General features: G+C 71.3%; 20 protein-coding genes. 16 read left to right on the top strand and 4 right to left on the bottom strand.

The genetic code is table 11. From position 1 onward, the window contains the following. Positions 1-68: 68 nt before the first annotated feature. The 3 genes from J8N05_RS23225 to J8N05_RS23215 form a co-directional block, all read right to left on the bottom strand. The gene (locus J8N05_RS23225; RefSeq protein ID WP_247706423.1) at positions 69-2348 is read right to left on the bottom strand and encodes a M4 family metallopeptidase; all 2280 of its coding nucleotides are present in this window, start codon (positions 2346-2348) and stop codon (positions 69-71) included. 347 nt (positions 2349-2695) lie between these two features. Next, positions 2696-3724 (bottom strand): alpha/beta hydrolase fold domain-containing protein, encoded by a 1029-nt coding sequence (locus J8N05_RS23220; RefSeq protein ID WP_210885502.1) that lies wholly within the window; start codon positions 3722-3724, stop codon positions 2696-2698. A gap of 64 nt (positions 3725-3788) precedes the next feature. Continuing rightward, the gene (locus tag J8N05_RS23215; RefSeq protein WP_210885500.1) at positions 3789-4106 is read right to left on the bottom strand and encodes a putative quinol monooxygenase; all 318 of its coding nucleotides are present in this window, start codon (positions 4104-4106) and stop codon (positions 3789-3791) included. Between the two features lie 190 nt (positions 4107-4296). Between J8N05_RS23215 and J8N05_RS23210 the strand changes: the two genes are divergently transcribed. The 7 genes from J8N05_RS23210 (at position 4297) to solA (ending at position 14213) form a co-directional block, all read left to right on the top strand. Then, the gene (locus J8N05_RS23210) at positions 4297-5214 is read left to right on the top strand and encodes an AraC family transcriptional regulator (RefSeq protein WP_210885499.1); all 918 of its coding nucleotides are present in this window, start codon (positions 4297-4299) and stop codon (positions 5212-5214) included. A 161-nt stretch (positions 5215-5375) separates the two neighbouring features. After that, positions 5376-6125, top strand: a complete 750-nt coding sequence (locus tag J8N05_RS23205) for an SDR family oxidoreductase (protein ID WP_210885497.1) — start codon at positions 5376-5378, stop codon at positions 6123-6125. A gap of 278 nt (positions 6126-6403) precedes the next feature. After that, positions 6404-6973, top strand: a complete 570-nt coding sequence (locus tag J8N05_RS23200; RefSeq protein WP_210885495.1) for a hypothetical protein — start codon at positions 6404-6406, stop codon at positions 6971-6973. A gap of 211 nt (positions 6974-7184) precedes the next feature. Next, a complete protein-coding gene (locus J8N05_RS23195; RefSeq protein WP_247706422.1) occupies positions 7185-8537 on the top strand; it encodes an aromatic ring-hydroxylating dioxygenase subunit alpha in 1353 nt (450 codons plus the stop codon). Then, on the top strand, positions 8524-10077 hold the full coding sequence (locus J8N05_RS23190) for a glutamine synthetase family protein (protein WP_247706421.1): 1554 nt from the start codon (positions 8524-8526) through the stop codon (positions 10075-10077). Before J8N05_RS23195 ends, J8N05_RS23190 begins: the two co-directional genes overlap by 14 nt. A 90-nt stretch (positions 10078-10167) precedes the next feature. Further along, positions 10168-11637, top strand: coding sequence for an aldehyde dehydrogenase family protein (locus tag J8N05_RS23185; RefSeq protein ID WP_210885492.1), 1470 nt, complete (start codon positions 10168-10170; stop codon positions 11635-11637). Next, a complete protein-coding gene (gene solA / locus J8N05_RS23180; protein ID WP_210885490.1) occupies positions 11634-14213 on the top strand; it encodes an N-methyl-L-tryptophan oxidase in 2580 nt (859 codons plus the stop codon). The genes J8N05_RS23185 and solA overlap by 4 nt, the downstream gene beginning before the upstream one ends. Positions 14214-14239: 26 nt before the next feature. On the opposite strand, the gene J8N05_RS23175 is transcribed toward solA, so the two are convergent. Next, positions 14240-14998: a GntR family transcriptional regulator gene (locus J8N05_RS23175; protein ID WP_210885487.1), complete on the bottom strand. Its 759-nt coding sequence runs from the start codon at positions 14996-14998 to the stop codon at positions 14240-14242. 134 nt (positions 14999-15132) lie between these two features. On the opposite strand from J8N05_RS23175, the gene J8N05_RS23170 reads away from it, so the two are divergent. From J8N05_RS23170 to J8N05_RS23130, 9 genes are all read left to right on the top strand, one after another. Then, a complete protein-coding gene (locus J8N05_RS23170) occupies positions 15133-17094 on the top strand; it encodes a primary-amine oxidase (protein WP_210885485.1) in 1962 nt (653 codons plus the stop codon). Between the two features lie 234 nt (positions 17095-17328). Next, the gene (locus tag J8N05_RS23165) at positions 17329-18996 is read left to right on the top strand and encodes an ABC transporter substrate-binding protein (protein ID WP_210885482.1); all 1668 of its coding nucleotides are present in this window, start codon (positions 17329-17331) and stop codon (positions 18994-18996) included. Continuing rightward, positions 18989-19918 (top strand): ABC transporter permease, encoded by a 930-nt coding sequence (locus J8N05_RS23160; protein WP_247706420.1) that lies wholly within the window; start codon positions 18989-18991, stop codon positions 19916-19918. Before J8N05_RS23165 ends, J8N05_RS23160 begins: the two co-directional genes overlap by 8 nt. Continuing rightward, complete coding sequence (locus J8N05_RS23155) at positions 19915-21000, top strand: ABC transporter permease (protein WP_247706419.1); 1086 nt, start codon at positions 19915-19917, stop codon at positions 20998-21000. The genes J8N05_RS23160 and J8N05_RS23155 overlap by 4 nt, the downstream gene beginning before the upstream one ends. A gap of 5 nt (positions 21001-21005) precedes the next feature. After that, on the top strand, positions 21006-21695 hold the full coding sequence (locus J8N05_RS23150) for an alpha/beta hydrolase (protein WP_210885479.1): 690 nt from the start codon (positions 21006-21008) through the stop codon (positions 21693-21695). A 26-nt stretch (positions 21696-21721) separates the two neighbouring features. After that, complete coding sequence (locus tag J8N05_RS23145) at positions 21722-22906, top strand: ABC transporter ATP-binding protein (protein ID WP_210885476.1); 1185 nt, start codon at positions 21722-21724, stop codon at positions 22904-22906. Beyond that, positions 22903-23988 (top strand): ABC transporter ATP-binding protein, encoded by a 1086-nt coding sequence (locus tag J8N05_RS23140; RefSeq protein ID WP_210885475.1) that lies wholly within the window; start codon positions 22903-22905, stop codon positions 23986-23988. Before J8N05_RS23145 ends, J8N05_RS23140 begins: the two co-directional genes overlap by 4 nt. Positions 23989-23994: 6 nt before the next feature. Continuing rightward, positions 23995-24759, top strand: a complete 765-nt coding sequence (locus tag J8N05_RS23135) for an amidohydrolase family protein (RefSeq protein ID WP_210885474.1) — start codon at positions 23995-23997, stop codon at positions 24757-24759. Then, entirely contained in the window at positions 24756-25235 is a 480-nt protein-coding gene (locus J8N05_RS23130; RefSeq protein ID WP_247706418.1) for a cytidine/deoxycytidylate deaminase family protein, read from the top strand. Before J8N05_RS23135 ends, J8N05_RS23130 begins: the two co-directional genes overlap by 4 nt. Positions 25236-25272: the final 37 nt, after the last annotated feature.

Raw genomic sequence — 25272 nt, 5'->3', positions numbered from 1 at the left:
GCACGGTCCGAGCGGGCGGGCTGTCATGTCGACAGGGCGTCAGAGGGCGCCCAGGGTGTCAGTGGGCGTCAGGGAGTGATGCGCCACTGCTGGATGTAGCCCACGTCGATCGCCGCCACGTCACGCACCCGCAGCTTCCACGTGCCGTCGACCGGCTGCGCCGAGGCGTTCACCGTGAAGGTCTGGTCCACGTTGTCCGCGGAACCCCCGCTGCGGTTCAGCAGCGAGTACACGGTTCCGTCGGGGCCCACCAGATCGACCGTCAGGTCGCCCCGGTAGGTGTGGACGATGTTGACGTACACCTCGGTGGTCGCCGAGGCGTTGCCCGAGCGGCCCGTGATGGTGATGGGCGACTCGACCGCGGCACCGTTGTCGGGGATGTCGACACGGGTGGAGCTGCCGTAGATGTTCGCCACGCGCCACTCGAAGGTGTCGGAGGCGGTCGAGCCCGTGCCGTCGGTGACCGTCACGGTCACCTCGCTGGTGCCGGTGGCGGTCGGCACGCCGGAGATCAGTCCGCCGTCGCTCGCGGTCAGACCGTCGGGCAGGCCGGTGACCTCGTAGGTCAGGGGCGAGTCCGAGTTGGTGGTGTAGGCCTCGATCTGCAGGGACACGTCCTGGCCGACGCCGGAGAGTTGGTCGCCGATCGGGGAGAGGTTGGTCCCGAGCGCGATGCGGTCGCCGACGTTGATGCCCGCCCAGGCGGCGGCGACGGCGAGGTAGGTGTCGCTGTAGGCCCCGAAGAGGTCGGTCGCGGCCTGCAGCGTCGCGGTCCTGGCGGCCGCGTAGTTGGTCGTCGAGGTCATGTACGTCGACAGCGCGCGGTACCAGATGTCGGCCGCGTTCTCGATGCCGATGCCCGCCACCGGCACGCCGTCGACGGTCGGGCTGTCGTAGGCGACCCCGTTCACGGTCTTCGCGCCGCTGCCCTCGGACAGCAGGTAGAAGAAGTGGTTCGCGGGACCGGAGGAGTAGTGGACGTCGATGCTGCCCAGCGAGGCGTCCCAGTAGTCGCGGGAGCGGCTGTCCTTGGAGGGCTTGTCCATGTAGCGCAGCGGCGTACCGTTGCCGTTGATGTCGATCTTCTCGCCGACCAGGTAGTCGGGGACGTCCGCCTCAAGACCGGCGTTGAACTCGACGGCCGCGGCGAAGATGTCCGAGGTCGCCTCGTTGAGGCCGCCCGACTCACCCGAGTACACCAGGCCTGCGGTCGCCGCGGTGACACCGTGGCTCATCTCGTGGGCCGCCACGTCGAGCGACGTCAGCGGGGCCGCGTTGCCCGCGCCGTCCCCGTACGTCATGCAGAAGCAGGAGTCCTGCCAGAAGGCGTTGACGTAGCTGTTGCCGTAGTGGGCACGGCTGTAGGCGGCCACACCGTCGTTGCGGATGCCGTTGCGGTTGTGGACGTCCTTGTAGTAGTCCCAGGTCGCCGCCGCGCCGAAGGCGACGTCCACGCCGGCGGTCTGCCGGTTGCCCGGAGTTCCGTCGCCCCAGACATCGTTGTCATCCGTGAAGAGGGTGCCCGTGCCGGACGTTCCCTGGTTCAGGTCGTACGTACGCTGTCCGGCGCGGTCGCCGTCGACGAGCTGGTACGTCGAGCCGGAGAGCGTGCTGCCGACGGACACGTCGCCGTTGTACTGGCCGTGACCCGCTCCGGTGTGCACGCCCTCGTACTCGGCGGCGACCTTCCCGGTGCTCGCGTCGGTGACGACGTGCAGTTCGCTGGGCGTGCCGTCGTCCTGTACCCCTTCGACGACGGACTCCCACGCCAGGACAGGCTTGGCGGATCCGGCGGCCCACACCACGAGCCGGGGCTTGCCCTCGATCGCGGACTTCTCCACGTCGGCCGCCTTGCCGACGGCCAGTGCCTTGTCGGCGGCGCCGGTCGCGGAGATCTTCGGCGTGGTTGTCGGCACCGTGATGGTGGCGCCGGTCGCCTTGGACGTGGTGGTGCGGCCCTTCTTCACATGCAGCACCAGGTCGCCGCCGAGGACCGGAAGCCCCGCGTACGTGCGCTCGTACCGGGTGTGGGTCGTGCCGTCGGCGTCCTTGACGACATCCTTGACGACGAGCTTCTCGCGGGAGCCGAGGCCGAGTTGCTTCGCGGTGTCACCGGACTCGGCGGTGGCGCTCTTGAGCAGCGCGGTGCGCGCGGCGGGTGACAGGGCGGGCTGGGCGGCCCCGGCGCGCGGTGTGGCGACGATCTTCGAGGGGCCGGAGCCGGGGTCGGCGGGCGCGGCGGACACGGGTGCGCCCTGGACGCCGAGGACGAGCAGCGAGCTCGCGGTGGTGAGGGCGAGGGCTGCGGCGCGTCTGCGCCGGTGGGCAAAGCGATGGGGCCCGGACAATGTCTTCTCCTCCTGCGACGGCCGGCGTCTGGTGGACGCCGGCGGTGAGCGGTCCGGCGGGGTACGGCCGGTCCGAAAGGGGGGTGGAGCGGGAAGAAGCGCAGCACGAGGTGCACACGGAGGCGCCGGAGAACTCGGCGGCGCGTGAGACGTGGGGGTACGGGGGATGTATGAGTGGGGGGTGTGACGGTGTGAACGAAGGGTGAACGTTCGACAGCAGAGTGACATCCGATGCACAGGTTGTCATGGATGTGACAAGACAACGGCTTGAATTGACCATTGCTTGCTGGGAGTTCCTCACCCGCGGCACATGTTTTCGGCCGTGGTCGATCGGGGGCCGTCGACGGCTATGCCGGGTGGCTCCGGTGCGAGCTCCGGTCCAGGTGCCGGGCGAGCCAGTCGGTACGGGTCCGGCGGGCCGTGACCGAGATGGCCGCCTGTGGGAAGAGGGCGTCGAATCCGTGGAATCCGCCCGCCCAGACGTGGAGTTCGGCTTGGCCGCCGGCGGCCCAGATGCGGGTGGCGTAGTCGGTGTCCTCGTCGCGGAAGACCTCGGCCGAGCCGGTGTCGATGTAGGCGGTCGGCAGGCCCGAGAGGTCGTCGACCAGGGCGGGGGAGACGTACGGGGGCACGTCCTCGCCGCCGAGGTCCGGGAGGTCCCCGAGTTCCCCGGGGTCCCCGGGGCCGGCGAGGTGTCCGAGGACGGCATGCCAGCCGAACTCGTTCATCCCGCGGGTCCAGACGCCGGGACCGTCCGCGAACTGGCGGCTGGAGACAGTGGTGTTGCGATGGTCGAGCATGGGGCAGATCAGTATCTGCGCGGCGATCGCCGGGCCGCCGAGGTCGCGGGCCAGCAGCGCGACCCCGGCCGCGAGGCCGCCGCCCGCGCTGGCACCGGCGACGATGATCCGGCCGGGGTCGATGCCGAGTTCCCCGGCGTGCTCGGCGATCCAGAGCAGGCCCTGGTAGCAGTCCTCGACCGGGGTCGTACCGGTGGCCTCCGGCGCGAGCCGGTAGTCCACGGAGACCACGACCGCCCCGAACGCGTCGAGCCACTCCAGCGGGATGTCGAGCTGCGAGAAGCGGTTGCCCATGACCATCCCGCCGCCGTGCATCCAGTAGACGCAGGGCGAGGCGGTGCCGGGCTCGGCGTTCGCGGGGCTGAGGACCGACAGGGGGATCGGGACGCCGTCCTTGGCGGGCACGGTGACCTCGCGCCGGTCGACCTGCCGGTCGGCGAGAAGCGACTCGACCGGCGGCGCGGGGAGTTGGCGCAGCTGTGCGAGCACCTCCGGGGTGAGCCGCGGGATCAGTGGCATGTCGGCCAGCAGGGCGCGCAGTTCGGGGTCGAGGTCGGGTCGGGCCGTGGTGGTCATGGTTGTTGCCTTTCGTGTGGCGCGGGCTGGTGGGTGGTGCCAGGCAGGGCGGCGTGGGGTCGCGTCAGAAGGCGGCCCTGCCGCGGACCGGGACGTAGTCGGTGTACGCGGACTCGTGGGCCAGCAGCCCGTCGATCTGCGCCACGATGGCCTGCGCGGCCTCACCGGCGAAGATCCGGTGGTGGTCCTCCTCGCTGCTCCATCCCTCGGTGACCTGGACGACATCGGGGTCGGACGCGGAACGGCAGACGAGGTAGACGAGGCAGTGTTCGCTCGCGCCGGGACTGCCCTCGTCGAGGCCGGTGAGCAGCAGGTCGACCAGTCGGTCTCCCATGCCGGGCCTGGCGGTCAGCACGGCGTTGAACCCGTAGGTGGCGATCATCGGACGGCTTCCTTCCGGTCTTCTCGGTCTTCTCGTGCTTCTAAGCTTCTCGGTCGATGGAGCACGGTGTGCTGCGGTGATTCCATTGAACCGAGCTGACCTGCGGAAACGTTAGAACGATGCTCGTCGCTGCTTGCACGATCCTCGCGGCGGCCGGAGCGAGGAGGCCGAATGGTGCTGCAATGGACCCATGTGTTTCGAAGAGCTCCGGACTCTGCTGGCGCGGCACGCACGGCCCGACTGGACCACCGCCATCGACGGCGTCCTGATCTCGAAGGTCGACCGGCCGGATCCGCCGGCGCCCTCCATGTCGGGCACGGTGCTCGCCGTCATCGCCCAGGGCGCCAAACGCCTCGCGCTGGGCGACCGGGTCTACGAGTACGGCGCCGGGCAGTATCTTGTCGCGTCCGTCGATCTGCCCGTCACCGGACAGTTCCTCCGGGTCGAACCGGATCAGCCGGCTCTCGGCTTCGGGCTCACCCTGGAACCGTCCGCCGTCGCCGAACTGCTGTTGCGGGCCGGTCCCGGAGGCAACCCCCGCTCGGACGGTGGAGCGCCGTCGGCGATGGCCGTCAGCGACGCCTCGCCCGCGCTGCTCGACGCGGTGGTCCGGATGGTGCGCCTGCTCGACGAGCCCCGCGACCGCGCCGTACTGGCCCCGCTCGTCAAGCGCGAGATCCTGTGGCGCGTGATCACCGGCGAGCAGGGTGCGACGGTCCGTCAACTCGGCCTCGCCGACAGCCGGTTGAGCCATGTCTCCCGGGCTGTCGGCTGGATCCGCGAGCACTACGCGGAACCCTTCCGGGTCGAGGACGTGGCACGGATGTCGGGCATGAGCGCCTCCGCCTTCTACCGCAACTTCCAGGCGGTGACGGCGTTGAGTCCCATCCAGTTCCAGAAGCAGATCCGGCTGCAGGAGGCCCGGCTGCTGCTCGCCACCCACCCGGGCGAGGTCACCGGAGTCGGCCGGCGCGTCGGCTACGACAACCCGTCACAGTTCAGCCGTGAGTACCGCCGCCAGTTCGGCGCGCCCCCGAGCCAGGACGCGGCCCGCCTGCGCGACGCCGTACGCACTCCGGCGGACGCTCCCGCGGGCGTCCTTCCCTGAGCGGGCGGAGCTGAGGAGCGCCGGGAGGATTGTGCAAGAGGAGGCGAGGATACTTCTAACGTCTTCGCAGTTCACAGCGCTTCACTGGGAATGTCGGTTCTTCCGCCGGGAGCAGGAAAATGCCTCTCCCTCGCGGCCCCGTCATCCCCAAGGAGCACAGCATGAGGACAGTACTGATCACCGGTGTCTCATCCGGGTACGGACGGGAGACCGCCCGGTACTTCCACGCACAGGGGTGGAACGTCATCGCCACGATGCGCACCCCGAGGACGGACGTCCTGCCCCCGTCGGACCGCCTCCAGGTCGTGGAACTCGACGTGACGAAGCCCGAGACCGTCACCGCCGCGCTGGAGGCGGCGGGACCCCTCGACGTCCTGGTCAACAACGCGGGTGTCCCGTTGATCGGCGTGTTCGAGGGCACGCCCATGGACCGGGTACGGGAGGTCTTCGAGACCAACACGTTCGGCGTGATGGCCGTGACGCAGGCGGTGCTGCCCGGCTTCCGCGAGCGAGGCTCCGGCGTGGTGGTCAACGTGACCTCCAGCGTGGTGCTGGGACACATGCCGCTCTCGGCCGTCTACAAGGCGAGCAAGATGGCCGTCGAGGGATTCACCGCGTCCCTCGCCCTGGAACTCGCGCCGTTCGGTGTGCAGGCGAAGACGGTCGAGCCGGGCGCCTGCCTGACGACGAACTTCGCGGCCAGGGCGACCGGCGGCGGGGCACTGGACGAACTGATCCCCGCGCCCTACGCGCCGTGGGCGGAGAAGGTCATGGGCGACTTCACGAGCCAGGACGTGTTCACCAAGGAGAGCGACGTCGCTGAGACGGTGTGGCGGGCCGTGCACGACACGACCGGCCAGCTGCGCTTCCCCGCGGGCCCGGACGCGGTCCGGCTCGCCCAGGCGAGGTGACAGCTGTTACCGCTGAGAAACAGGAGCCGGTCGGGTACGAAACATGTATCGCTCAGGTTTGTCCGTGTCTGCGAGGGCGTCGTCCCGCGCGAGTGACATCAGGAGGGCCGTGAGCACGTCATCACCTTCGTTCCTTCTCCGGTACGACAGCGAACTTCCCTGTGGGAGTGAAGCCCGGGCCGGGGTGCGTATCTCTCTCCCTCGGCCGGAGTCCGCCGTCGCCCTCGCGGGGGTGGACCGGTCCGCCCGGTGCGCGCCCCATGCATGAGGTGCTGTGGGTGACAGGGCTGGTGGGCGGGGTGCTGTGCCTCGCCGGCCATCTGCCGTCACCCGTGCGGCAATGGCTGCCGCACGCGGTCGCGCTGGCCTGCATGGCGGCGATGACTCCGGGAGCCGGCGGCCGGGGACTTCTGGCGGCGGGTGCCGCCGCGCTCGTCGGCGCCGCCCTGTGGGAGCTGCGGGCGGGGTGCGCGTTCCGCAGGGCCGCCGAATCGGTGAACCTGGCCGCGATGGCGCTGCTGACGGCGGCCGCCGCGGTTGTAGGACAAAGTCACCACGGCGGGGCAGGTGCCACCGGCCTCGCGTCGGCCGATTTCACGCCGACCGATTTCACGTCGGCCGAACTCGCACCGGCCGAACTGGCGCTGGGGCCCGTGCTGTTCTCCGTCGCGTGCTGGAGCGTGGCGCGGGCGGGCGTGGTGCTCGTCCGGCAGGCCTGGCCGCCCCGGACCACCGCGCTCCGGCCGGGCAGGCGCGTGCTCCCGCCGGGCAGGCGCGCGCTCCTGCTGGGTGAGGCGGGCGCTGCGCTCATGGTCACCGCGATGGCCGTCATGCTCGGGCTGCCCTGACGCCGGTGTCGGCGAGACGGTGAGCCGCCCGCCCAAGTCGTCATCATAGCAACGGAGTTGAGGGTCCGGTCGCCCGATCGAGGCGGACCCGGTGTGGCTCTCGAAAATTTGACCCTGTCGCTTTGGATCTCGATGTGTAAGCATTGGATCCAATCAATAAGCAATCGGATGCACGAGGTGAGCGATGCTGAGACGCGAGGACAACGAGCGCGTGACGCGCACTGGTCCGGGCACGCCCCTCGGGCAGCTCATGCGCGCCTACTGGCAGCCGGTCGCCCTCGTCTCGGAGATGTCCGACGAGCGACCGGTCAAGGCGATCCGCATCATGAGCGAGGACCTGGTCCTCTTCCGCCGGGACGACGCGGACGACGCGGACGACGCGAACGCCACGGAGGAGGCGGCCGGGACCGGCGGGTGGGGGCTCGTCGGACGGTACTGCGCCCACCGGGGCGTCGACCTCTCCTTCGGACGCCGGGAGAACGGCGGGCTGCGATGCCTCTACCACGGCTGGCTGTACGGGCCGGACGGCCGCTGCCTCGAACAGCCCGCGGAGCCGGAGCACAGCAACTTCGCCGCCAAGGTGCGCATCCCGAGCTACCCCTGCGTGGAGCGCAACGGCATCGTCTTCGCCTACCTCGGCACCGGCGACCCGCCGCCCTTCCCGGCGTACGACTGCTTCCGTGCCCCCGAGGAGTACACCTTCGCCTTCAAGGGCTGGTGGGAGTGCAACTGGCTGCAGGGGGTGGAAGGCGGGATCGACCCGAGCCATGTCTCCTTCCTGCACCGCTTCGTGGGCGAGGACCCGCGCGAGGTGTACGGGCAGCAGTTCAGCGAGGAGGTGGAGGGCACCGGGAAGAAGCTCTCGGAACTCGTGGGGGACAGCTTCCGCCCGGACATCGAGGTGGAGAGCGCCGAGCACGGACTGCGGGTCTTCGCGCTGCGCGACCTCACCGACGACGTCAGGCACGTACGGATCACCAACCTGGTGTTCCCCAACGCCTTCGTGGTGCCCTTCGGCAACGGCAAGGCCTTCTGTCAGTGGCACGTCCCGATCGACGACGAGAACCACTACTGGTTCATGATCCTCTACGACTTCGAGGAGGTCACCGACCAGGAGACGCTGCTGGCCCAGCGCCTGGCCGAGGTCTCGCTCCCCGACTACCGGCCGCTGCGCAACCGTACGAACGACTGGGGCTTCGACCCCGCGGAGCAGCGGGAACTCACGTACACCGGTATGGGTCTTGACATCAACGTCCATGACCAGTGGGCCGTGGAGAGCATGGGGCCCGTCCAGGACCGGACCGTCGAGCGGCTCGGGGTGTCCGACCGCGCCGTGACCGCCAACCGCAGGCTCCTGCTCAAGGCGATCACCTCGTTCGAGAGCGGCAATCCGGTGCCCGGTCTGCCGCTCGACACGCGGGAGGCCGAGGAACTGACCGGGCCCCTGGCCATCGACACCATCACGCCCGCGGACGGCTGGGAACAGGCGTGGCGGCTACGGGAGTCGGAGCGGCGCGCGAGATCCCCGTGGGCCGGGCGGGAGGTGCCCCGTGCGCAGCGCTGACGAGCGGCCGCGGGCACAGGGCGGCGACGGCCCCGGTGCCCGCCCGCTGACCTCCGCCGGAGCGGGCGGCTTCGTCGAGCGGCACGGCCTGTGGGACGAGCGGCAGTACGTGGCCGCCGGACACGTACGCCGGGTGATCGACGAACTCGGCCTGGACAAGGTGCGCTTCTCCTTCGCCGACCAGCACGGCGTGCTGCGGGGCAAGACGCTGACACGGGAGGCGGTGCCCGGCGCCCTGCGCTCGGGTGTCACCGCGCCGTCCTCCCTGCTGCTGAAGGACACCTCCGGCCGGACGGTCTTTCCCGTCTTCGCGGGCGGCGACGGCTTGGCCGGCGGGCGCTTCACCGGGGCCGGCGACATCGTGCTGGTGCCGGACATGACGACGTTCCGGGTGCTGCCGTGGGCCGAGCGCACGGGGTGGATCCTGTGCGACCTCTACCACCCCGACGGCACCCCGGCGGCGTTCTGCTCCCGAGGCCTGCTGCGCGACAGGCTGGCCGCGCTGGCGGACACGGGGTACGACCTCACGGTCGGTGTGGAGCTGGAGTTCCATGTGTACCGCCCCGTGTCCCGTGCTTCGGGGGCCGCGGCGGTGGGTGTGGGACGGCCGGGCGCCCCCGGCCCCGCACCGGAGGTCGAGCCGCTGAGCGGCGGCTCGCAACTGCTGCACGAGGAGGGGCTGGACCGGCTCGACGAGATCGTGGACCTGCTCCACCGGGGGCTCACGGGACTCGATCTGCCGTTGCGTTCCCTGGAGTTGGAGTTCGGGCCCAGTCAGCTGGAGCTGACTCTCGACGCGCGGGGCGGGGCGCGGGCGGCGGACGACGCGCTGCTGGCCCGTGCGGCGGTGCGGCAGATCTGCCGCAGGCACGGCTACCACGCGACGTTCATGGCGCGGCCCGCCGTGGCGGGGACCGCGTCGAGCGGCTGGCATCTGCACCAGTCGCTGCGCTCCCGGGCGACCGGCGAGGCCGCCTTCGATCCGGCGCCCGGCCCGCAGCCGGGGGAGTCATGGAAGGGGGAAGCGCTGTCACCGGTGGGCCGGCACTACCTCGCCGGACTGCTGGAACACGCCCCCGCCGCCACCGTCTTCACCACGCCCACCGTCAACGGCTACAAGCGGTACCTGCCGATGTCCCTGGCCCCCGACCGGGTGGTGTGGGGCATCGACAACAAGGGCGCCATGGTGCGGGTCGTCGGCGCACAGGGAGGGGGAGGCGCCCGGCTGGAGAACAGATCCGGCGAGCCGGCGGCGAACCCGTACCTGTACATCGCCTCGCAGGTGGTCAGCGGGATGGACGGGATAGCCCGGCGGCTCGACCCGGGCCCGCCGACCACCGATCCGTACGACCCAGGGGCCCGCGGTCTGCCCGGTTCGCTCGCCCAGGCGCTGGACGCGCTCGACGCGGACCCGGTGTTCGCCGAGGCGCTCGGCGAGGACGTCGTCTCCTGGCTCACCACGATCAAACGCGCGGAGTTCGCGCGCTACCTGGCGCATGTCTCGGACTGGGAGCAGCGCGAATACCTCGACCTCGTCTGAGCCGCGTGCGGCATGCCACATGCCGCACGCCGACCGCCTCCGCACCGCACTCCGGTCCTCCGTGGCCGGCCGACCCACACGGAAGACGCCATGACCACGATCAAGGCCCGACCCGCCTTCAACGCCCGGCCCGCGCCGCTGGAACCCTTCCTCGTCGACGGACGGTGGATCGCTCCCGGCGACCGCCGGACGTTCCCCGTCGTCGACCCCGCCTCGGAGACCGTCCTGAGCCGGGTCGCCCAGGCCACCCCGCAGGACGTCGACGACGCCGTGGCCGCGGCCTCCCGGGCGCACGAGGACGGCCGCTGGCGCGCTCTGCCCGTCGCCGAGCGGAGCCGTGTACTGCACCGGATCGCCGAGCTGATCGAGGAGCACGCCGAGGAACTGGCGGTGCTGGAGACCCTCGACAACGGCAAACCGATCGAACGCTCGCGCGCCGACACCGCGATGAGCGCCAGGACGTTCCGGCACTTCGCGGGCGCCCCCGCCCGGCTGGCCGGCACGGTCGTGCCCCTCGACCAGGGCCACCACGTCTACACCGTGCCCGAACCCGTCGGGGTGGCCGCGCTGATCCTGCCGTGGAACTTCCCCGTCATGACCGGCTGCTTCAAGCTGGCGCCCGCCCTCGCCGCGGGCTGCACCGTCGTGGTCAAACCCGCCGAGCAGACCCCGCTGACCATGCTCCGCGTCGCCGCCCTGTGCGAGGAGGCGGGTCTGCCGGCGGGCGTGCTCAACGTCCTCACCGGCGACGGCGAGGTGGGTGCCGCGCTCACCGCGCACCCGGGGGTCGCCAAGGTGTCCTTCACCGGCTCCACCGAGGTCGGCCGGACCGTGATGGGCGCCGCCGCCCCCACCGTCAAGCGCCTCACCCTCGAACTCGGCGGCAAGAGCCCCCACATCGTCTTCGCCGACGCCGACCTGGACGCCGCCGTCGTCACCGCGATGCGCGCCGCCTTCGGCCACTCCGGACAGATGTGTACGGCCGGCAGCAGGCTGCTCGTCCAGCGTTCCGTCCTGGCGGAGATGGAGGAGCGCCTGGCCGACGCGGTGCGCAAGGTCCCCGTCGGCAACGGCCTGGACGGCGGGATCACCGTCGGCCCACTGGTCTCGGAGGAACAGCGGACCCAGGTCCTGTCCTACGTCGAGGCCGGTGTCGCCGAAGGCGCGAAACTGGTGACGGGCGGTCAAGTACCGGACCGGCCGGGCTACTTCGTCGAACCCGCGCTGTTCACGAACGTCACCAACAGCATGCGGATCGCCCGCGAGGAGATCTTCGGCCCCGTGGTGGGCGTGATCCCCTTCGAGGACGACGACGAAGCCGTCGCCATCGGCAACGACACCTCCTACGGGCTCGCCGCCGGCGTATGGACCAGGGACCTCTCCCGCGCCCACCGCATGGCCGCGCGGCTGCGCGCCGGAACGGTCTGGATCAACACCTACAACATCTTCGACCCGGCGCTGCCCTTCGGCGGCGTCGGCGACTCGGGCCTGGGCCGGGACCTGGGCGACGACGCCCTGTACTCCTACTGCGAGCGGAAGGCGGTGGTCGTCGCACTATGAGCACCGACACGACTTCCGGCACCGACATGACTCCCGGTACCGACACGACCCCCGGCACCGGCACGACCGCGGTCACCGTCCCCCCTCCGCGGCCCGGCGGGCCCGCACTCGACGTCGCGGCACTGCGCGCCGCCACCCCCGGTATGCGCCACGCCCACCACATGAACGCGGCCGGATCGGCGCTGCCCAGCGCCGCGACCCTGGCCGCCGTCACCGACCATCTGCGCCTGGAGTCCCTGCTCGGCGGTTACGAGGCGGCCGAGGCGCTGGCCGACCGCACGGAGGCGGTGTACCACTCGGCGGCCCGGCTGATCGGCGCGGCGCCCCAGGACATCGCCCTGATGGACAGCGCCTCCACCGCCTGGCAACGGGCGCTGGGAGCCCTGCGTCTCAAGGCGGGCGATCGCGTCCTGGCCTCGCCCTCCACCTATGTCAGCTCCGCCCTGCACCTGCTGGAGATGCGCGACTCGCACGGCATCGTGCTGGAGGTCCTGCCCGCCGACGCGAGCGGACAGGTCGACCTCGGCGCGCTGGAGACGGCCCTGCGCGAACCGGCGGCGCTCGTGACCGTCGCCCATGTCCCCACGTCCTCCGGACTGGTGGAGCCGGTGGCCGCCGTCGGCGAGCTGGCCGCCCGCGCGGGGGTGCCGCTACTGCTGGACGCGACGCAGTCGCTGGGCCAACTCCCGGTCGACGTCGAGGAGATGCGCTGCGGCATCGTCGTCGCCACCGGCCGCAAGTTCCTGCGCGGCCCGCGCGGCACGGGTCTGCTGTACGTGGACCGGGAGCTGCGGGAGAGAGCGCGGCCCGCCGCTCCGGACGTACGCGGTGCCCAGTGGTCGTCGGCCTATGGGTACGAGGTGGTGCCGGGGGCGCGCCGGTACGAGACCTGGGAGTCCTCCCATGCCCTGCGACTGGGCCTGGGCACGGCCCTGGACGAGGCACTCGGCCTCGGCGTCGCACGTATCCGCGACCATGTGACGGAGCTGGCCGAGCGGTTGCGGGCCGGACTGTCGGACGTACCGGGCATCCGGCGGACCGACCCGTCGGCGGCGGCCTCGGGCATCGTGACCTTCCTGCGCGAGGACGAGGACCCCCGCCGGACCGTACGGGACCTGCGGGCCACCGGCTTCAGACTGACGACCGTGCCCGCCTCGCACGGCCAGTGGGACCTGGGCAGACGCGGTCTGGAGCGGGTCGCGCGCGCCTCGCTGCACGTCTACAACAGCGAGGACGACGTGGACGCGCTCGTCGCGGCGCTGACCGCACGGGAACGCCGGCGCAGGGGCGGCGGGACGGCGGCCCATGGCCCGGCAATCTCCGGCGCCGCCGCCGACGCCCCGGTGACCGCCGTCGAGCCCGCGCCCGCATCGGCGACGCCCTCCGAGCCCCCGTACGATCCGGCGGCCGTCTCCCGGCCCGCCCCCGCCCGGCCGACGGGACCCGTCGGTGACAGGGCCGATGTGATCGTCGTCGGGGCCGGCATCCACGGCTCGTCCGCCGCCTGGCAGTTGGCGGCGCGCGGAGCGAGCGTGATCCACCTCGACCGGTTCCCCGCGGGACACACCGAGGGCTCCTCGCACGGCCGGACGCGGATGATCCGGCGGGCCTACCCCGCCGAGGTCTGGGACGGCTTGGTCGACACCGCCTACAGCGCCTGGGACGAACTCGAACTCGCGGCCGGACAACGGCTGGTGACCACCACGGGCGGCCTGTACGCCAGGGCGGTCGACGCCCCCGGCACCCTGCGCGGCCCCGGCTGCGAGAACGTCGACCACACCCGTGCCGCCGAACTCTTCCCCGGGCTGCGCCTGTGCGAGGGCTTCACCGCGGTGCACGATCCGGCCGCCGGTGTCATCGACGCCCAGGCCTCGCTCACCGCACTGGCGGCACTCGGCCGCGGGCACGGCGTGGACCGGCGCGACGGCCGCACCGTGCTCGCCTGGCACCGGGACGGTGAGGGCGTACGCGTGGACACGGACCAGGGCGTCCTGCACGCGGACCGGCTGGTCGTCTGCGCGGGCCCCTGGACCGGCGAACTGCTCCCCGCCTTCGCCGGGCCGCTGAGCGTGGTGCGGATCGTGAACGTGCACCTCGGCTCCTCACGGCGCCACCTGCTGGAGCCGCCGCTGCTGGGCGCGTTCTCCGTCGACGTACCGGATGTCGGGCTGCTGTACGGCATCCCGGCCTTCGGCGGAGCCGGCGTCAAGATCGGCTTGGACCACGGGCCGCCGGAGGACCCCTCGACGACCGCCGGACCGGTCACCGAGGCCGAGCGGGACCGCCTCCTGGGACTGGCCTCGCGGTTCCTTCCGGCGGCCGACGGACCGGTGGAGGAGACGATCACCTGCCGGTACACCATGGCACCGAACAACCGCTTCGCCGTCGGCCGACTCCCGGGCGAGGAACGGGTGTTCGTGGCGGCGGCCTGCTCCGGGCACGGCTTCAAGTTCGGGCCCGCGCTGGGCGCCGCGCTCGCGGATCTCACGGAGGGCAAGGAGCGGCCGGACCTGGACTTCCTGTCCCCGGCCGCGATGGGCATCACCGACCGCCCCGGACCGGGAGCCACGCGATGACCCGCGGCACCCGCCCGGCTGCCGGGTCAGCCGCGGAAGACCGTGGCCGACCGCTGCTCGTACCAGCGGGCCAACTGCTCGCCCGCGCTGATGACATGGGCCTTCATCTCACTGCGCGCCCGCTCCGCGTCCTCGGCGGCCAGCGCCTCGACGATCCGCTCGTGCTCGCGGATGTTGTCCTCGCGATGACGGGGATTGTCCTGGAGGACCAGGGCGGAGACATTACGGGGAAACGCCTCGTTGACGTCCTTGATGGCCCGGGCGAGACGCCTGTTGCCGGCGACGGTGTGGATCAGTGTGTGGAAGCAGTCGTTCGCGGAGGTGGACGGCGAGGCGTTCGGGGCGGGCGAGGCGCTCGTGGAAGGCGGGGAGCTCTCACTCGATGCCTGACCGCCGCTCACGGCACGCACCGTCTCATTCGCCGCGCGCAGTTCCCGCAGTACCTCCGGGGTGACCGCGCGGACCGCGCGGACGCAGGCGAGCCCTTCGAGTTCGGCGCGGATCTCGTAGGCCTCGCGGACCTCCCAGGGTGCGGGGACGCGGACCACGGCACCGCGGTTGGGCAGCACCTCGATGAGGCCGCCCGCCTGGAGCTGACGCAGAGCCTCCCGCACGGGAGTGCGGCTCACGCCGAGCAGCTCCGCGAGTTCGACCTGGCGCAGTTGCGCCCCGATGGGGATCTCGCCGGAGAGGATCCGCGCGCGGATCGCGGCCGCGGTGTCGTCGACGAGCGCCTTGCCCTTGCCTGCGGGCGAGTCCGCGTCGGGGAGCGGGGCGGTGTCCATGAGGTCTCCGTCTGGTCGGGAAGGGCGAGGTCAACGGCGCGGGCCGGCGGTGACCGCCCCTCACAGCTTTATGTATCCATTCTAAAGGTCGCAGGATCCAAGGTTCGCGACCGTGCAGATGAGCGGAGCACAGCATGCACAACCCGCCCGTGAACGTCGGCAGTCCCGGAAGCGTCAGTACCCGTGTCCATGCCCGGCGTGCGCGCACCCATCCCCTAGACCCGCTGTCTCCCGCGGAGATGGACGCGGCCGTCGCCGTGGCACGGGCCGACGGCCGGCTCGGTGAGCGGACCCGGTTCTGGGGCGCGGTGCTGGACGAGACCTTCGCCCGTGAGGTGATGGCCGGCCGGCAGCCCGCGGGCGAGGTGCGGGTGGGCCTGGTGGCGATGGACCACGATCTGCCCGGCGCCTGGGAGATCGACGTGCAGCTCGGCGCCGAGCCGCGCTGCCTGGAGTGGCGGCCGGTGGACATCCGGCGGCCCGGCATCACCTCGGCGGAGGCACGCGCGGCGGCCCAGGCCTGCCGGGCGAACCCGCTGTTCCGTGCGGCGCTGGCCAAGCGGGGCATCCACGACGTGTCGCTGACGGTGATCGACGCGGAGTCCATCGGCGGCTTCGTGCCGGAGAAGTACAAGGACCGCCGGATCACCTGGGGCTCGGTCTGGCACCGCGTCCAGGAGGACGACAACGCCTATGTGCGCCCCGTGCAGGGCGTCATCCCGATCATCGACATGGCGACCATGGAGGTGCTGGAGGTCGAGGACCACGGCGTCGTGCCGGTCTCCGAGGAGCCGGGACCGCTGGCGACCGGCGGATTCGGCTCGGACCGCGAGGGGCTGAAGCCGTTGGAGGTCGTACAGCCCGAGGGCCCCAGCTTCACCGTCGACGGACACCGGGTCAGCTGGCAGGGCTGGGAGTTCCGCGTCGGCTTCACCCACCGCGAGGGCCTGGTCCTGTACGACCTCGGCTTCCTGGGCCGCTCGGTCCTCAAGCGGGCCGCCTGCAACGAGATGTACGTCCCCTATCTCGACCCGAGCAGCACGCAGTTCCGCAAGAACTTCTTCGACTGGGGCGAGTACGGCGCCGGACCGCTGACCAACTCGCTCGCGCTGGGCTGCGACTGCCTGGGCGTCATCCACTACTTCGACGCGGCCCACCTCGGGGGCGACGGAGCCGCGCAGGAGATCGAGCAGGCGATCTGCATGCACGAGGAGGACGACGGGATCCTCTGGAAGCACAACGACCTGCGCCGCGGGGTGAGCGAGGTGCGCCGCTCCCGGCGGCTGATCATCTCCAGCTTCCAGACGGTGGCCAACTACGACTACGGCTTCTACTGGTCGCTCTACCAGGACGGCCGGATCGAGCTGGAGATCAAGCTGACCGGCATGCTGTCGGCCTCCGGCATCGAGGAGGGCGAGGAGGTGCGGCACGGCCGGGTGGTCTCACCCAACGTCCAGACGCCCACCCACCAGCACTACTTCGGCCTGCGTCTGGACGCCGCGGTGGACGGCCCGCTCAACCGCCTGGTGGAGGAGAACGCCGAGGCGGAGGACGACCCGCGCCACGACCCGTACGGCAACGCGGTCCGTATGGTCCGCACCCCGCTGCTGTCGGAGTCGCAGGCCGCCCGCCGGACCAACCCGGCGACGTCCCGGCACTGGCGCGTGGAGAGCGCCGACAAGCAGAACCGTTACGGGGACCCGACGGCGTACCGGCTGTTGCTGCCCAACACCACCCGGCCCTTCGCGCGGCCCGAGTCGGTGATGGCCCGCCGGGCGCCCTTCGTCCACCAGCACCTGTGGGCCACGGTCTCCGACCCCGCCGAGAGTTACGTAGGAGGGCAGTACCCGAACCAGGCGGAGCCCGGCGAGGACGGCGTACAGGTGTGGCAGCGCAAGGACCGTTCGCTGGACGGGGCCGAGTTGGTGCTGTGGCCGGTCGTGGGCAGCCACCACTTCCCCCGGCCCGAGCAGTGGCCCGTCATGCCGGTCGACCGGGTGCGGCTGGTCTTCGAACCCGACGGCTTCTTCGACCGCAACCCGGCCATGGACATCCCCGACCCGTCGGCCGGCGCCGACCACTGCTGCGGGACCTGACCGCCGGTCATGGAACACCCCGTCATGGAACCTGTCTGTCAAGAGATGTAGGCAGATAACACCCAAGATCCCGGTTTCATGTGCTCGTAACACACGGGACACGGCTCGGACTCGCGAGCCGGACACGATGATTTTGGATCCAATCAGTACGAGATTAGATCCATTCCCCCAGAGTTTTCAGAGTCTCAAGAGTCATCAGATTTCTCAGAGGAACGGCGCCCCAAGGAGGCCCTCATGCCGGATCAGTCGCAGGGAACGCCCGCACCCCGCCCGGCCGAACCGCAGGTCGCCCGCCGGACCGTGCTGCGCGGCGCAAGCGTCCTCGGGGTCGGAGTGGGCTTCGGGCTGACCCCGCTGCTCGCCGCCTGCGGGGTGGCCGACGACGGGTCCGGGGAGTCCGGCGGCGGATCCGGCAAGGGGGGCACCCTCACCCTCGCGATCGACTCCACCAGCGCGGTCAACGACCCCGCCTTCTACACCACGCTGGGGGACTGGATGGCGGTGGACTGCGTCTGCCGCGGTCTGACCTTCATCTCCTTCGAGTCCAACGAACCCACACCGGACCTGGCCAAGAGCTGGAAGATCTCCGACGACCGGCTCACGTACACCTTCACCCTCCGGGACGGCGTGAAGTTCCACGACGGTACGACGCTGTCCTCGGCCGATGTGCTGGCCACTCTGAACCGGCAGTTCGACCCCGAGAACAAGACCCTGCCGAAGGGCGCCTCCAGACCGCTCGCCTCCCTCGGCAACAACGTGGCCTCGCTGACCGCCGAGGACGACCTCACGGTCAAGCTGGTGCTCAAGGCACCCGACCGGACCGTCCTCGCCCAGCTCTCCGACATCGGCGGCCGCATCATCTCCAAGGCCGCCCTCGACAAGTACGGGGACGCCATAGGCAAGCACCTCGTCGGGACGGGCCCCTTCAAGTTCGCCTCGGCCACCTCCGGCCAGTCCATCACCCTTGAGGCCTTCGACGACTTCCGGCTCGGCCGGCCGCCGATCGACCGTCTGGTGCTGCGTCAGGTGCAGGACCCCTCGGCGATCGTCAGCTCCCTGCTCAGCGGGGACGTGTCCGCGACCCAGTTCACCCCCTACTCGGCCGTCGCACAGCTGAAGTCGGACCCGTCGGTCACCGTCCACGACACCAAGGAGGGCTTCGACGCCATCCTGATGATCGACGCGCGGCGGATTCCCGAACTGAAGGTGCGCAAGGCCATCAACCTGGCCATCGACCGCAAGGCGATCGTCCAGCAGGCCTTCTTCGGCGTCGCCAGCGAGCCCGACGGCTACGCGGTCCCGCCGGCCCAGGACGGGTACGACGCCGGCCTCGCCGACCTCAGCACCAAGAACCTCGCCCAGGCGAAGAAACTCCTCAAGGAGGCCGGGGCGGTCGGCCGCGAGCTGGGGCTGATGGCGGCCAGCGACTCCTGGCACCCCAAGGCCGCGCAGATCGTCAAGCAGAACCTGGAGGACGCCGGCTTCAAGGTGAAGACCACCTCCGTCGACCCCGCCTCGTACTTCAGCCGCCTCAGCGACGGCAAGGACGACCACCACGACCTGATGATCTGGGAACGCAACTCCTACGTCCCCGACCCCAACAACATGGTCGGCGCCATGGCCAACCCCGCCGGTCTCTACGGCAGCACCATCACCGGCCTGGACACGCTGGACGGCGTCGACACCCTGGCCGAGGACCTGCTGACGGCCAAGAACCTCCCCGTCGGCAAGAAGCGCACCGCCGCCTACTCGAAGATCCAGCGGCGCTGGGCGGAGGAGTACATGGTGATCGCCATGCTGGCCTGCTCCACCAACCTGGTCGTCAGCGGAGCCAAGGTGAAGGGCATCAACACCGCGGCCCTCGGAAACCACCGCTGCTTCATGGAGAAAGCCAGTGTCTGATCACGCGGGGGCCCACGCCGGGGCCCACGCGGGGGCCGTCACGGGCCCGGGCGGCGGCCCCACGGCGGCCCCCGCCCGCCCGGGCCGGATGGCGAGGCTGAGGCAGCGCGGGATCGGCACCTCCTGGCCCGCGCGGGTGTCCTGGGTGTTCCTGGTCGCGATCGTCCTCGTCGCGCTCGTCGGGCCGCTGCTGATCTCCGCCGACCCGGTCCGGCAGACCTCCTCGGCGATGCTGCCCTTCGGCTCGCCCGGCCATCTCCTCGGCACGGACGACCTGGGCCGGGACGAACTGGCCCGGCTGGTGCACGGGGCACGGCCACTGCTGTTCGTGGCGTTCGCCTCCACCGCGCTGGCCGCCGTGCTCGGCACCGGCATCGGCCTGCTCGCCGGCTACGCGGGCGGCATCGTCGAACAGGTACTGATGCGCGTCGTCGACCTGGCCCTGGCCTTCCCGTCGATCCTTCTGGTCATCCTGCTGGTCGCCGCAGCCGGACCGGGCACCACCAGCCTCGTCATCGGGGTCGGCGTGTCCCTCGCACCCGGCCTGGCGCGGCTGGCCCGCGCCCTCGCGGCCAGGGAGACGGCCCAGGACTACATCGTCGCCGCCCGCCTGGGCGGCACCCGCACCCCGCGCATCCTGGCGCAGGAGATCCTGCCCAACATCGCCGGGCCGCTGGTGGCCCAGGTCGTCATGACCCTGTCGGTCGCGGCGGGCTTCGCCGCCGGCCTGTCCTACCTCGGCCTCGGCATCCAGCCGCCCACCCCCGACTGGGGCTACATGGTCCAGGCCGGACAGGAGTTCCTGTACTCCGCGCCCCGCCTGGTGGTGCTGCCGGCGGCCCTGACCCTGCTGTTCGTCGTGGCCTGCAACTTCGTGGGCGACGACCTGCGGGACGCGCTCGACCCGAAGGGCTCCGCATGAGCACCGTCCCGCTGCCGCGCCTGCGGCGCCCCGCCCGGCCCCGGTCCGAGCGCGCCGACACCCTGCGGGCCATGGCCCGCAGACTCCTCGGCATCCCGGTCGTCCTGTTCGCCCTGGCGACCCTGGTGTTCATCGCGATGCGCCTGCTGCCCGGCTCGCCCACCGCCTCCCTCGCGGGCGGCGGAACCAACCTCACGGCGGCGGAGATCGCGCAGAACGAGGCCAGGGCCAGCGAGGCGCTCGGCCTCGACCAGCCGCTGCTCACCCAGTACGGCACCTACCTCGACAACCTGGTCCACCTGCGCTTCGGCGAGTCGTTCTTCGGCTCCAACAGCGTCCTGGGTCTGCTGGGCGACGCCCTGCCCGGCACCATCGAACTGACCCTCGCCGCGATGACCGTGGCCGTGCTCCTGGGCGTGGTCACCGGCGTGGTCGCCGCACTGCGCAAGGGCACCTGGATCGACACCACGACCAGGACCGTGGCGACCGTCAGCTTCTCCCTGCCGTGGTTCGCGCTCGGCGTGATCGCCATCGTCGTCTTCGGCGTCTGGCTGCGCTGGCTGCCCGTGCTGGGACGGCTCCCCAGCTCGCTGGACTACCGGCCCACGACCAACTTTGTCCTCCTCGACGCCATCCTGCAGAACCGCCTCGAACTGATCGGCCCCTGGATCCAGCACCTGATCCTGCCCGCCACCACCCTCGCCCTGTCCATGGCCGGTTACATCACCCGTATCGTGCGCGCCTCCGTCCTGGACGTCCTCGGCGACGATTTCGTCCGGACCGCCCGCATGAAGGGGCTCGCCGAGTCAGCGGTGATCCGCCGCCATGTCCTGCGCAACTCCTGGCTGCCCATCGTCACGGTCCTCGGCCTGCAGTTCGGGTCCCTGCTCGGCGGGTCCGTCATCACCGAGACCGTCTTCTCCTACGGCGGGGTGGGCCGATTGCTGGTGCAGGGCGTGCTCCAGCGCGACTACCCCGTCGTCCAGGGAGCCGCGCTCGCCATCGCCCTGCTGTTCGTCCTCGTCAACTACGCGGTGGACGTGCTTTACATGATCCTCGACCCACGTATACGGAAAGGCTGAGCCGCATGGACATCGTGCTGGTCCACGGAGCGGGCGGACGCCCCACCACCTGGTCGGAGGTCGAGCCCCTGCTCACCGCCCTGGGACACCGGACGATCACCGTCACCAACCCGCTGACCTCCCTCGACGCGGACGTGGCGCACACCGCCGCCGCCGTGGCGGAGCTGCCGGGACCGGTCCTCCTGGTCGGCCACTCCTACGGCGGCGCGGTCATCACCAACGTCGGCCACCGCCCCGCCGCCCGGGGCCTCGTCTACATCGCGGCCTTCGGACCCGACGAGGGCGAGACCGTCAACGGCATCGTCGAACGCTACGAGCCCGCGGAGATCTCGAAGTACATGCGGCGCGGCCCGAACGGGGAGTGGAAGTCGGAGGCGAGCGAGGAGTTCTGGGCCGAGATCGGCCCCGACCTGTCTCCCGCGCAACGGGCCGTCGTCGAGGCCGAGGGACGCAAGGCGGAGAACCTCATCTTCACCCAGCCGACCGGCAAGCCGGCCTGGCGCACCCTGCCCAGCTGGTACCTGGTCGCCGACGACGACCGCACCCTGCGCCCGGACGCGCAGAACGACATGGCCGCCCGGATGGAGGCCGTCACCGAACACGTACCGGGCAGCCACTACACGACGCTCGTGCACCCGCGCCGGGTGGCCGACCTGATCCACACCGCGGCCACGGCCGTGAGCGGCACGCCGTGAACGGGCCTGCTGTGAACGGGCCCGCCGTGAATGGGCCCGCGCCCGCCGGAGTCCGCGGGCAGGACAGCCCGGCCGCGGAACAGCCCGTCGTCCTGGAGGCGCGTGGACTGCGGGTCGGGTTCGACGTCCCCTCGGGCCGGCTCCCGGCCGTCGCCGGAGTGGATCTGACCCTCCACCAGGGCGAGATCCTCGCACTGGTCGGCGAGTCCGGCTCGGGCAAGTCCGCGCTGTCCATGAGCCTGGTCGGTCTCAACCGGGGCCCGCGCACCCACATCAGCGGCGACGTCGCCTTCGACGGCCGCAACCTCGCCGAGGCGTCCGAACGCGAACTGCGCTCGATCCGGGGCAAGGACATCGCCGTCGTCTTCCAGGACGCGCTGGCCGCACTCAACCCGCTGCACCGGGTCGGCGCCCAGGTCACCGAGATGATGCGCGCCCACCGCCGGATGCCGTACGCGACGGCCATGGACCGGGCCGTGGACCTGCTCGGCGAGGTCGGCATCGCCAATCCGCGCGCCAACTCCCGTGCGCTGCCGCACCAGTTGTCGGGCGGTATGCGCCAGCGCGTGATGATCGCCATGGGTCTGGCCAACGACCCCGCCGTCCTGATCGCCGACGAACCCACCACGGCACTGGACGTCACCATCCAGGCCCAGGTCCTCTCCGTGCTCCAGAAGGCCAGCGCCGACCACGGCACCGCCGTCCTCCTGATCACCCACGACCTGGGGGTCGTCGCCGAGGTGGCCGACCGCGTGGCCGTGATGTACGCCGGCCGCATCGTCGAGCAGGGCTCACGCGACGAGGTGCTGTTCAACCCGCAACACCCCTACACCGTCGGCCTGTTGGGCTCGGTGCCGCCGATCGACGGACCGGTCGCCGATCGGCTGCCCGCCATTCCCGGCAGCCCGCTGACCGGGGTGGACCGCCCTGGCGGATGCGCGTTCGCCGCGCGTTGTGCCCACGCCCACGACGCGTGCGCGGAGCAGCCCGAACTGCGCCACCGGCACGGCGAACCCGGCCACCTCGACGCCTGCGTCCTGACCGGACCCGTACGCCGTACGGCACGAGACGCCGGACCGGACCCGCAGCCGACGGGGACGACAGAGGACGTGACCCGCCCGGTGGGCCTGGTGAACCCGATGAACCGGGTGAGTCCTTCGGGCCCGGCTCACCCGGCGGACCTGGTACGCGACGAGAAGGGGCGCTCATGACCTCGCCACCCGCCACACCGCCGACCTCGGCCGAGGCGGTCTCCGCTCCGGTACCCCCGGCACCGCCCGGTACCCCGCTCATCCGGGCCGAGAAGCTGCGCGTCGAGTACCGCGGCCGGTCCGGCGGCAAGGTACGGGCCCTGCGCGACGTCGATCTGGAGATCCTGGAGGGTGAGACGCTGGGCCTGGTCGGTGAGTCGGGCTGCGGCAAGTCCACCCTGGGCCGCGCCCTGCTGCGGGTGATCGAGCCGGCGTCAGGCACCATCGATTTCCTCGGCCTGAACATCACCCGGCTCAGGGGTACGCGACTGCGGCGCACCCGGGCCGACCTGCAGATGGTGTTCCAGGATCCGTTCGGCTCGCTCAACCCCCGGCGCCGGATCGCCGACATCGTCGCCGAGCCGCTGCGGCGGGCGCGCGGCGCGAGCCGGGCCGAAGCCGGGCCTGTCGTGGGGGAGTTGCTGGACCGGGTGGGTCTCGGCGCCGAGGCCGGCCGGCGCAAGCCGCACGAGTTCTCCGGCGGCCAGCGCCAGCGCATCGGCATCGCCCGGGCCCTGGCCTCCTCGCCCAAGTTCGTCGTGGCGGACGAGGCCGTGTCCGCGCTGGACGTCTCCATCCAGGCACAGGTGCTGAACCTGCTGTCGGACATGGTCCGCGAGCGCGGCCTGACCATGCTGTTCATCTCCCACGACCTGGGCGTCGTACGGCACATCGCCGACCGCGTGGCCGTCATGTACCTGGGCCAGATCATCGAGGTCGCGTCCCGGGACGACTTCTTCGCCGGTCCCGCCCACCCCTACTCCGAGGCGCTGCTGTCCTCGGTGCCGTCCCTGCGCCCCGGCGGGCGGCGCGAACGGCGTGTGCTGGAGGGCGAACTGCCCGATCCCGCGAACCCGCCCGAGGGCTGCCTCTTCCAGACCCGCTGCCCCTTCGCCGAGGACCGCTGCCGTACCCGCATGCCGGAACTGCGGACCGTCGCACCCGGCCGCACCGTGCGCTGCCACCTGCCTCTGGTGCCGAGCGACGGCCAAGAACAACAGCAACAGCACCTGCACCAGCACAGCTCAGTTCAGAAAGGCTGATCCCGCGTGATCATCGACGCGTACAACACCACCCAGGACGTCCGGGGACGCTCGGACTACCTCACCGGCGTCCGCAAGGGGGAGGCGCCGCCGCCGTACACCCCGTTCGAGCCGCGGCGCATCCTGGACCGGATGGACGCAGCCGGCGTCGACATGGCGATGGTCTGCTCGCTCGCCCAGCGCATCGAGAACGACTTCATCAGTTCGCTGGTCGCCACCCACCCCGACCGCTTCTTCGGCTTCGGTCAGGTCCTCCCGCAGGCAGACGACGCCATCGAGGAGATCGACCGCATGGCCGACGCCGGGCTGGTGGGCCTCAAGCTCCACCCCAGCCTGCACGGCTACCACGTCGCCGACCACGGTCTGCTGGACCCGCTGTTCGAGGCCTGCGCGCGGCGCGGGCTGATGGTCCTGATCAACGCCCTGGACGACTCCTTCTGCGCCCCGCTGGCCATCGAGGAGATCGCCCGCGACCACCCGGGGGTGCCCACGATCATCGCCCACATGGGTGCCGTGTGGAACGTCCCCGAGGCGATCATCGTCGCCGAGCGGCAGCCCCACGTGTACCTGGAGACCTCGGCGACGCTGATGAGCGACGTGAAGCGCGCCTACGCCCGACTGGGTCCTGAGAAGATCCTCCTGGGCAGCGAGTGGCCCGGCTCCGACTTCGACCTGGAACGTATGAAGATCGCGAAGGCGATACCGGACGACAAGGACCGCGCGCTCGTCGAGGGCGGCAACATGGCCCGGCTCCTCGGGATCACCGCGTGAGTGCCGCGCTCCCCGGTACGGCGTCCACCGGCGTCGCGCGCGTCACCGTGCCCGCGTCCATGAGCGAGGCCGACGCCGAACTGCTCACTCTGGCGCAGGAGTTGCTGGCCCGTGTCTGGCGCGACGGCCGGCACGAGGTGGCGTCCGCGGTGCGTACGGCCGACGGAGCCGTGCACACCGGGGTCCACCTCGAAGGCTCCTGCCGGCGCAGCTCCATCTGCGCCGAGGGCGTCGCCCTGGGAGCGGCCCGCGGGGCGTACCCGGGCGAACGCCCGCTGGAGGTCGCCTCGGTCGTCTCCGTCCAGATCAAACCCGCCGGACGGTTCCGGGTGATCGCGCCGTGCGGTGTGTGCCGGGAACTGATCAGCGACTACAGCCCGGACGCGACGGTCTGGATCACCACGGTCGAGGAGAACGAGGTCGTCCCGGTACGGGCCCTGGACCTGCTGCCGGACAAGAGCCGGCGCGCCTGGTGACCACCGGCCGTGCGGCACACCCGCACACATCTGGCCG

The organism is Streptomyces liliiviolaceus, from assembly GCF_018070025.1.
Classification (GTDB): Bacteria; Actinomycetota; Actinomycetes; order Streptomycetales; family Streptomycetaceae; genus Streptomyces; species Streptomyces liliiviolaceus.
Note: the sequence above shows the minus strand (reverse complement) of the source record. Positions and strands in the feature narration are given on the sequence as shown.

Bases quoted from the DNA above. Each gene is read 5' to 3' on its own strand.
- J8N05_RS23220 (WP_210885502.1), bottom strand. From the start codon at position 3,724: ATGACCACCACGGCCCGACCCGACCTCGACCCCGAACTGCGCGCCCTG.
- J8N05_RS23215 (WP_210885500.1), bottom strand. From the start codon at position 4,106: ATGATCGCCACCTACGGGTTCAACGCCGTGCTGACCGCCAGGCCCGGC.
- J8N05_RS23210 (WP_210885499.1), top strand. From the start codon at position 4,297: ATGTGTTTCGAAGAGCTCCGGACTCTGCTGGCGCGGCACGCACGGCCC.
- J8N05_RS23205 (WP_210885497.1), top strand. From the start codon at position 5,376: ATGAGGACAGTACTGATCACCGGTGTCTCATCCGGGTACGGACGGGAG.
- J8N05_RS23185 (WP_210885492.1), top strand. From the start codon at position 10,168: ATGACCACGATCAAGGCCCGACCCGCCTTCAACGCCCGGCCCGCGCCG.
- solA (WP_210885490.1), top strand. From the start codon at position 11,634: ATGAGCACCGACACGACTTCCGGCACCGACATGACTCCCGGTACCGAC.
- J8N05_RS23175 (WP_210885487.1), bottom strand. From the start codon at position 14,998: ATGGACACCGCCCCGCTCCCCGACGCGGACTCGCCCGCAGGCAAGGGC.
- J8N05_RS23170 (WP_210885485.1), top strand. From the start codon at position 15,133: ATGCACAACCCGCCCGTGAACGTCGGCAGTCCCGGAAGCGTCAGTACC.
- J8N05_RS23165 (WP_210885482.1), top strand. From the start codon at position 17,329: ATGCCGGATCAGTCGCAGGGAACGCCCGCACCCCGCCCGGCCGAACCG.
- J8N05_RS23155 (WP_247706419.1), top strand. From the start codon at position 19,915: ATGAGCACCGTCCCGCTGCCGCGCCTGCGGCGCCCCGCCCGGCCCCGG.
- J8N05_RS23150 (WP_210885479.1), top strand. From the start codon at position 21,006: ATGGACATCGTGCTGGTCCACGGAGCGGGCGGACGCCCCACCACCTGG.
- J8N05_RS23140 (WP_210885475.1), top strand. From the start codon at position 22,903: ATGACCTCGCCACCCGCCACACCGCCGACCTCGGCCGAGGCGGTCTCC.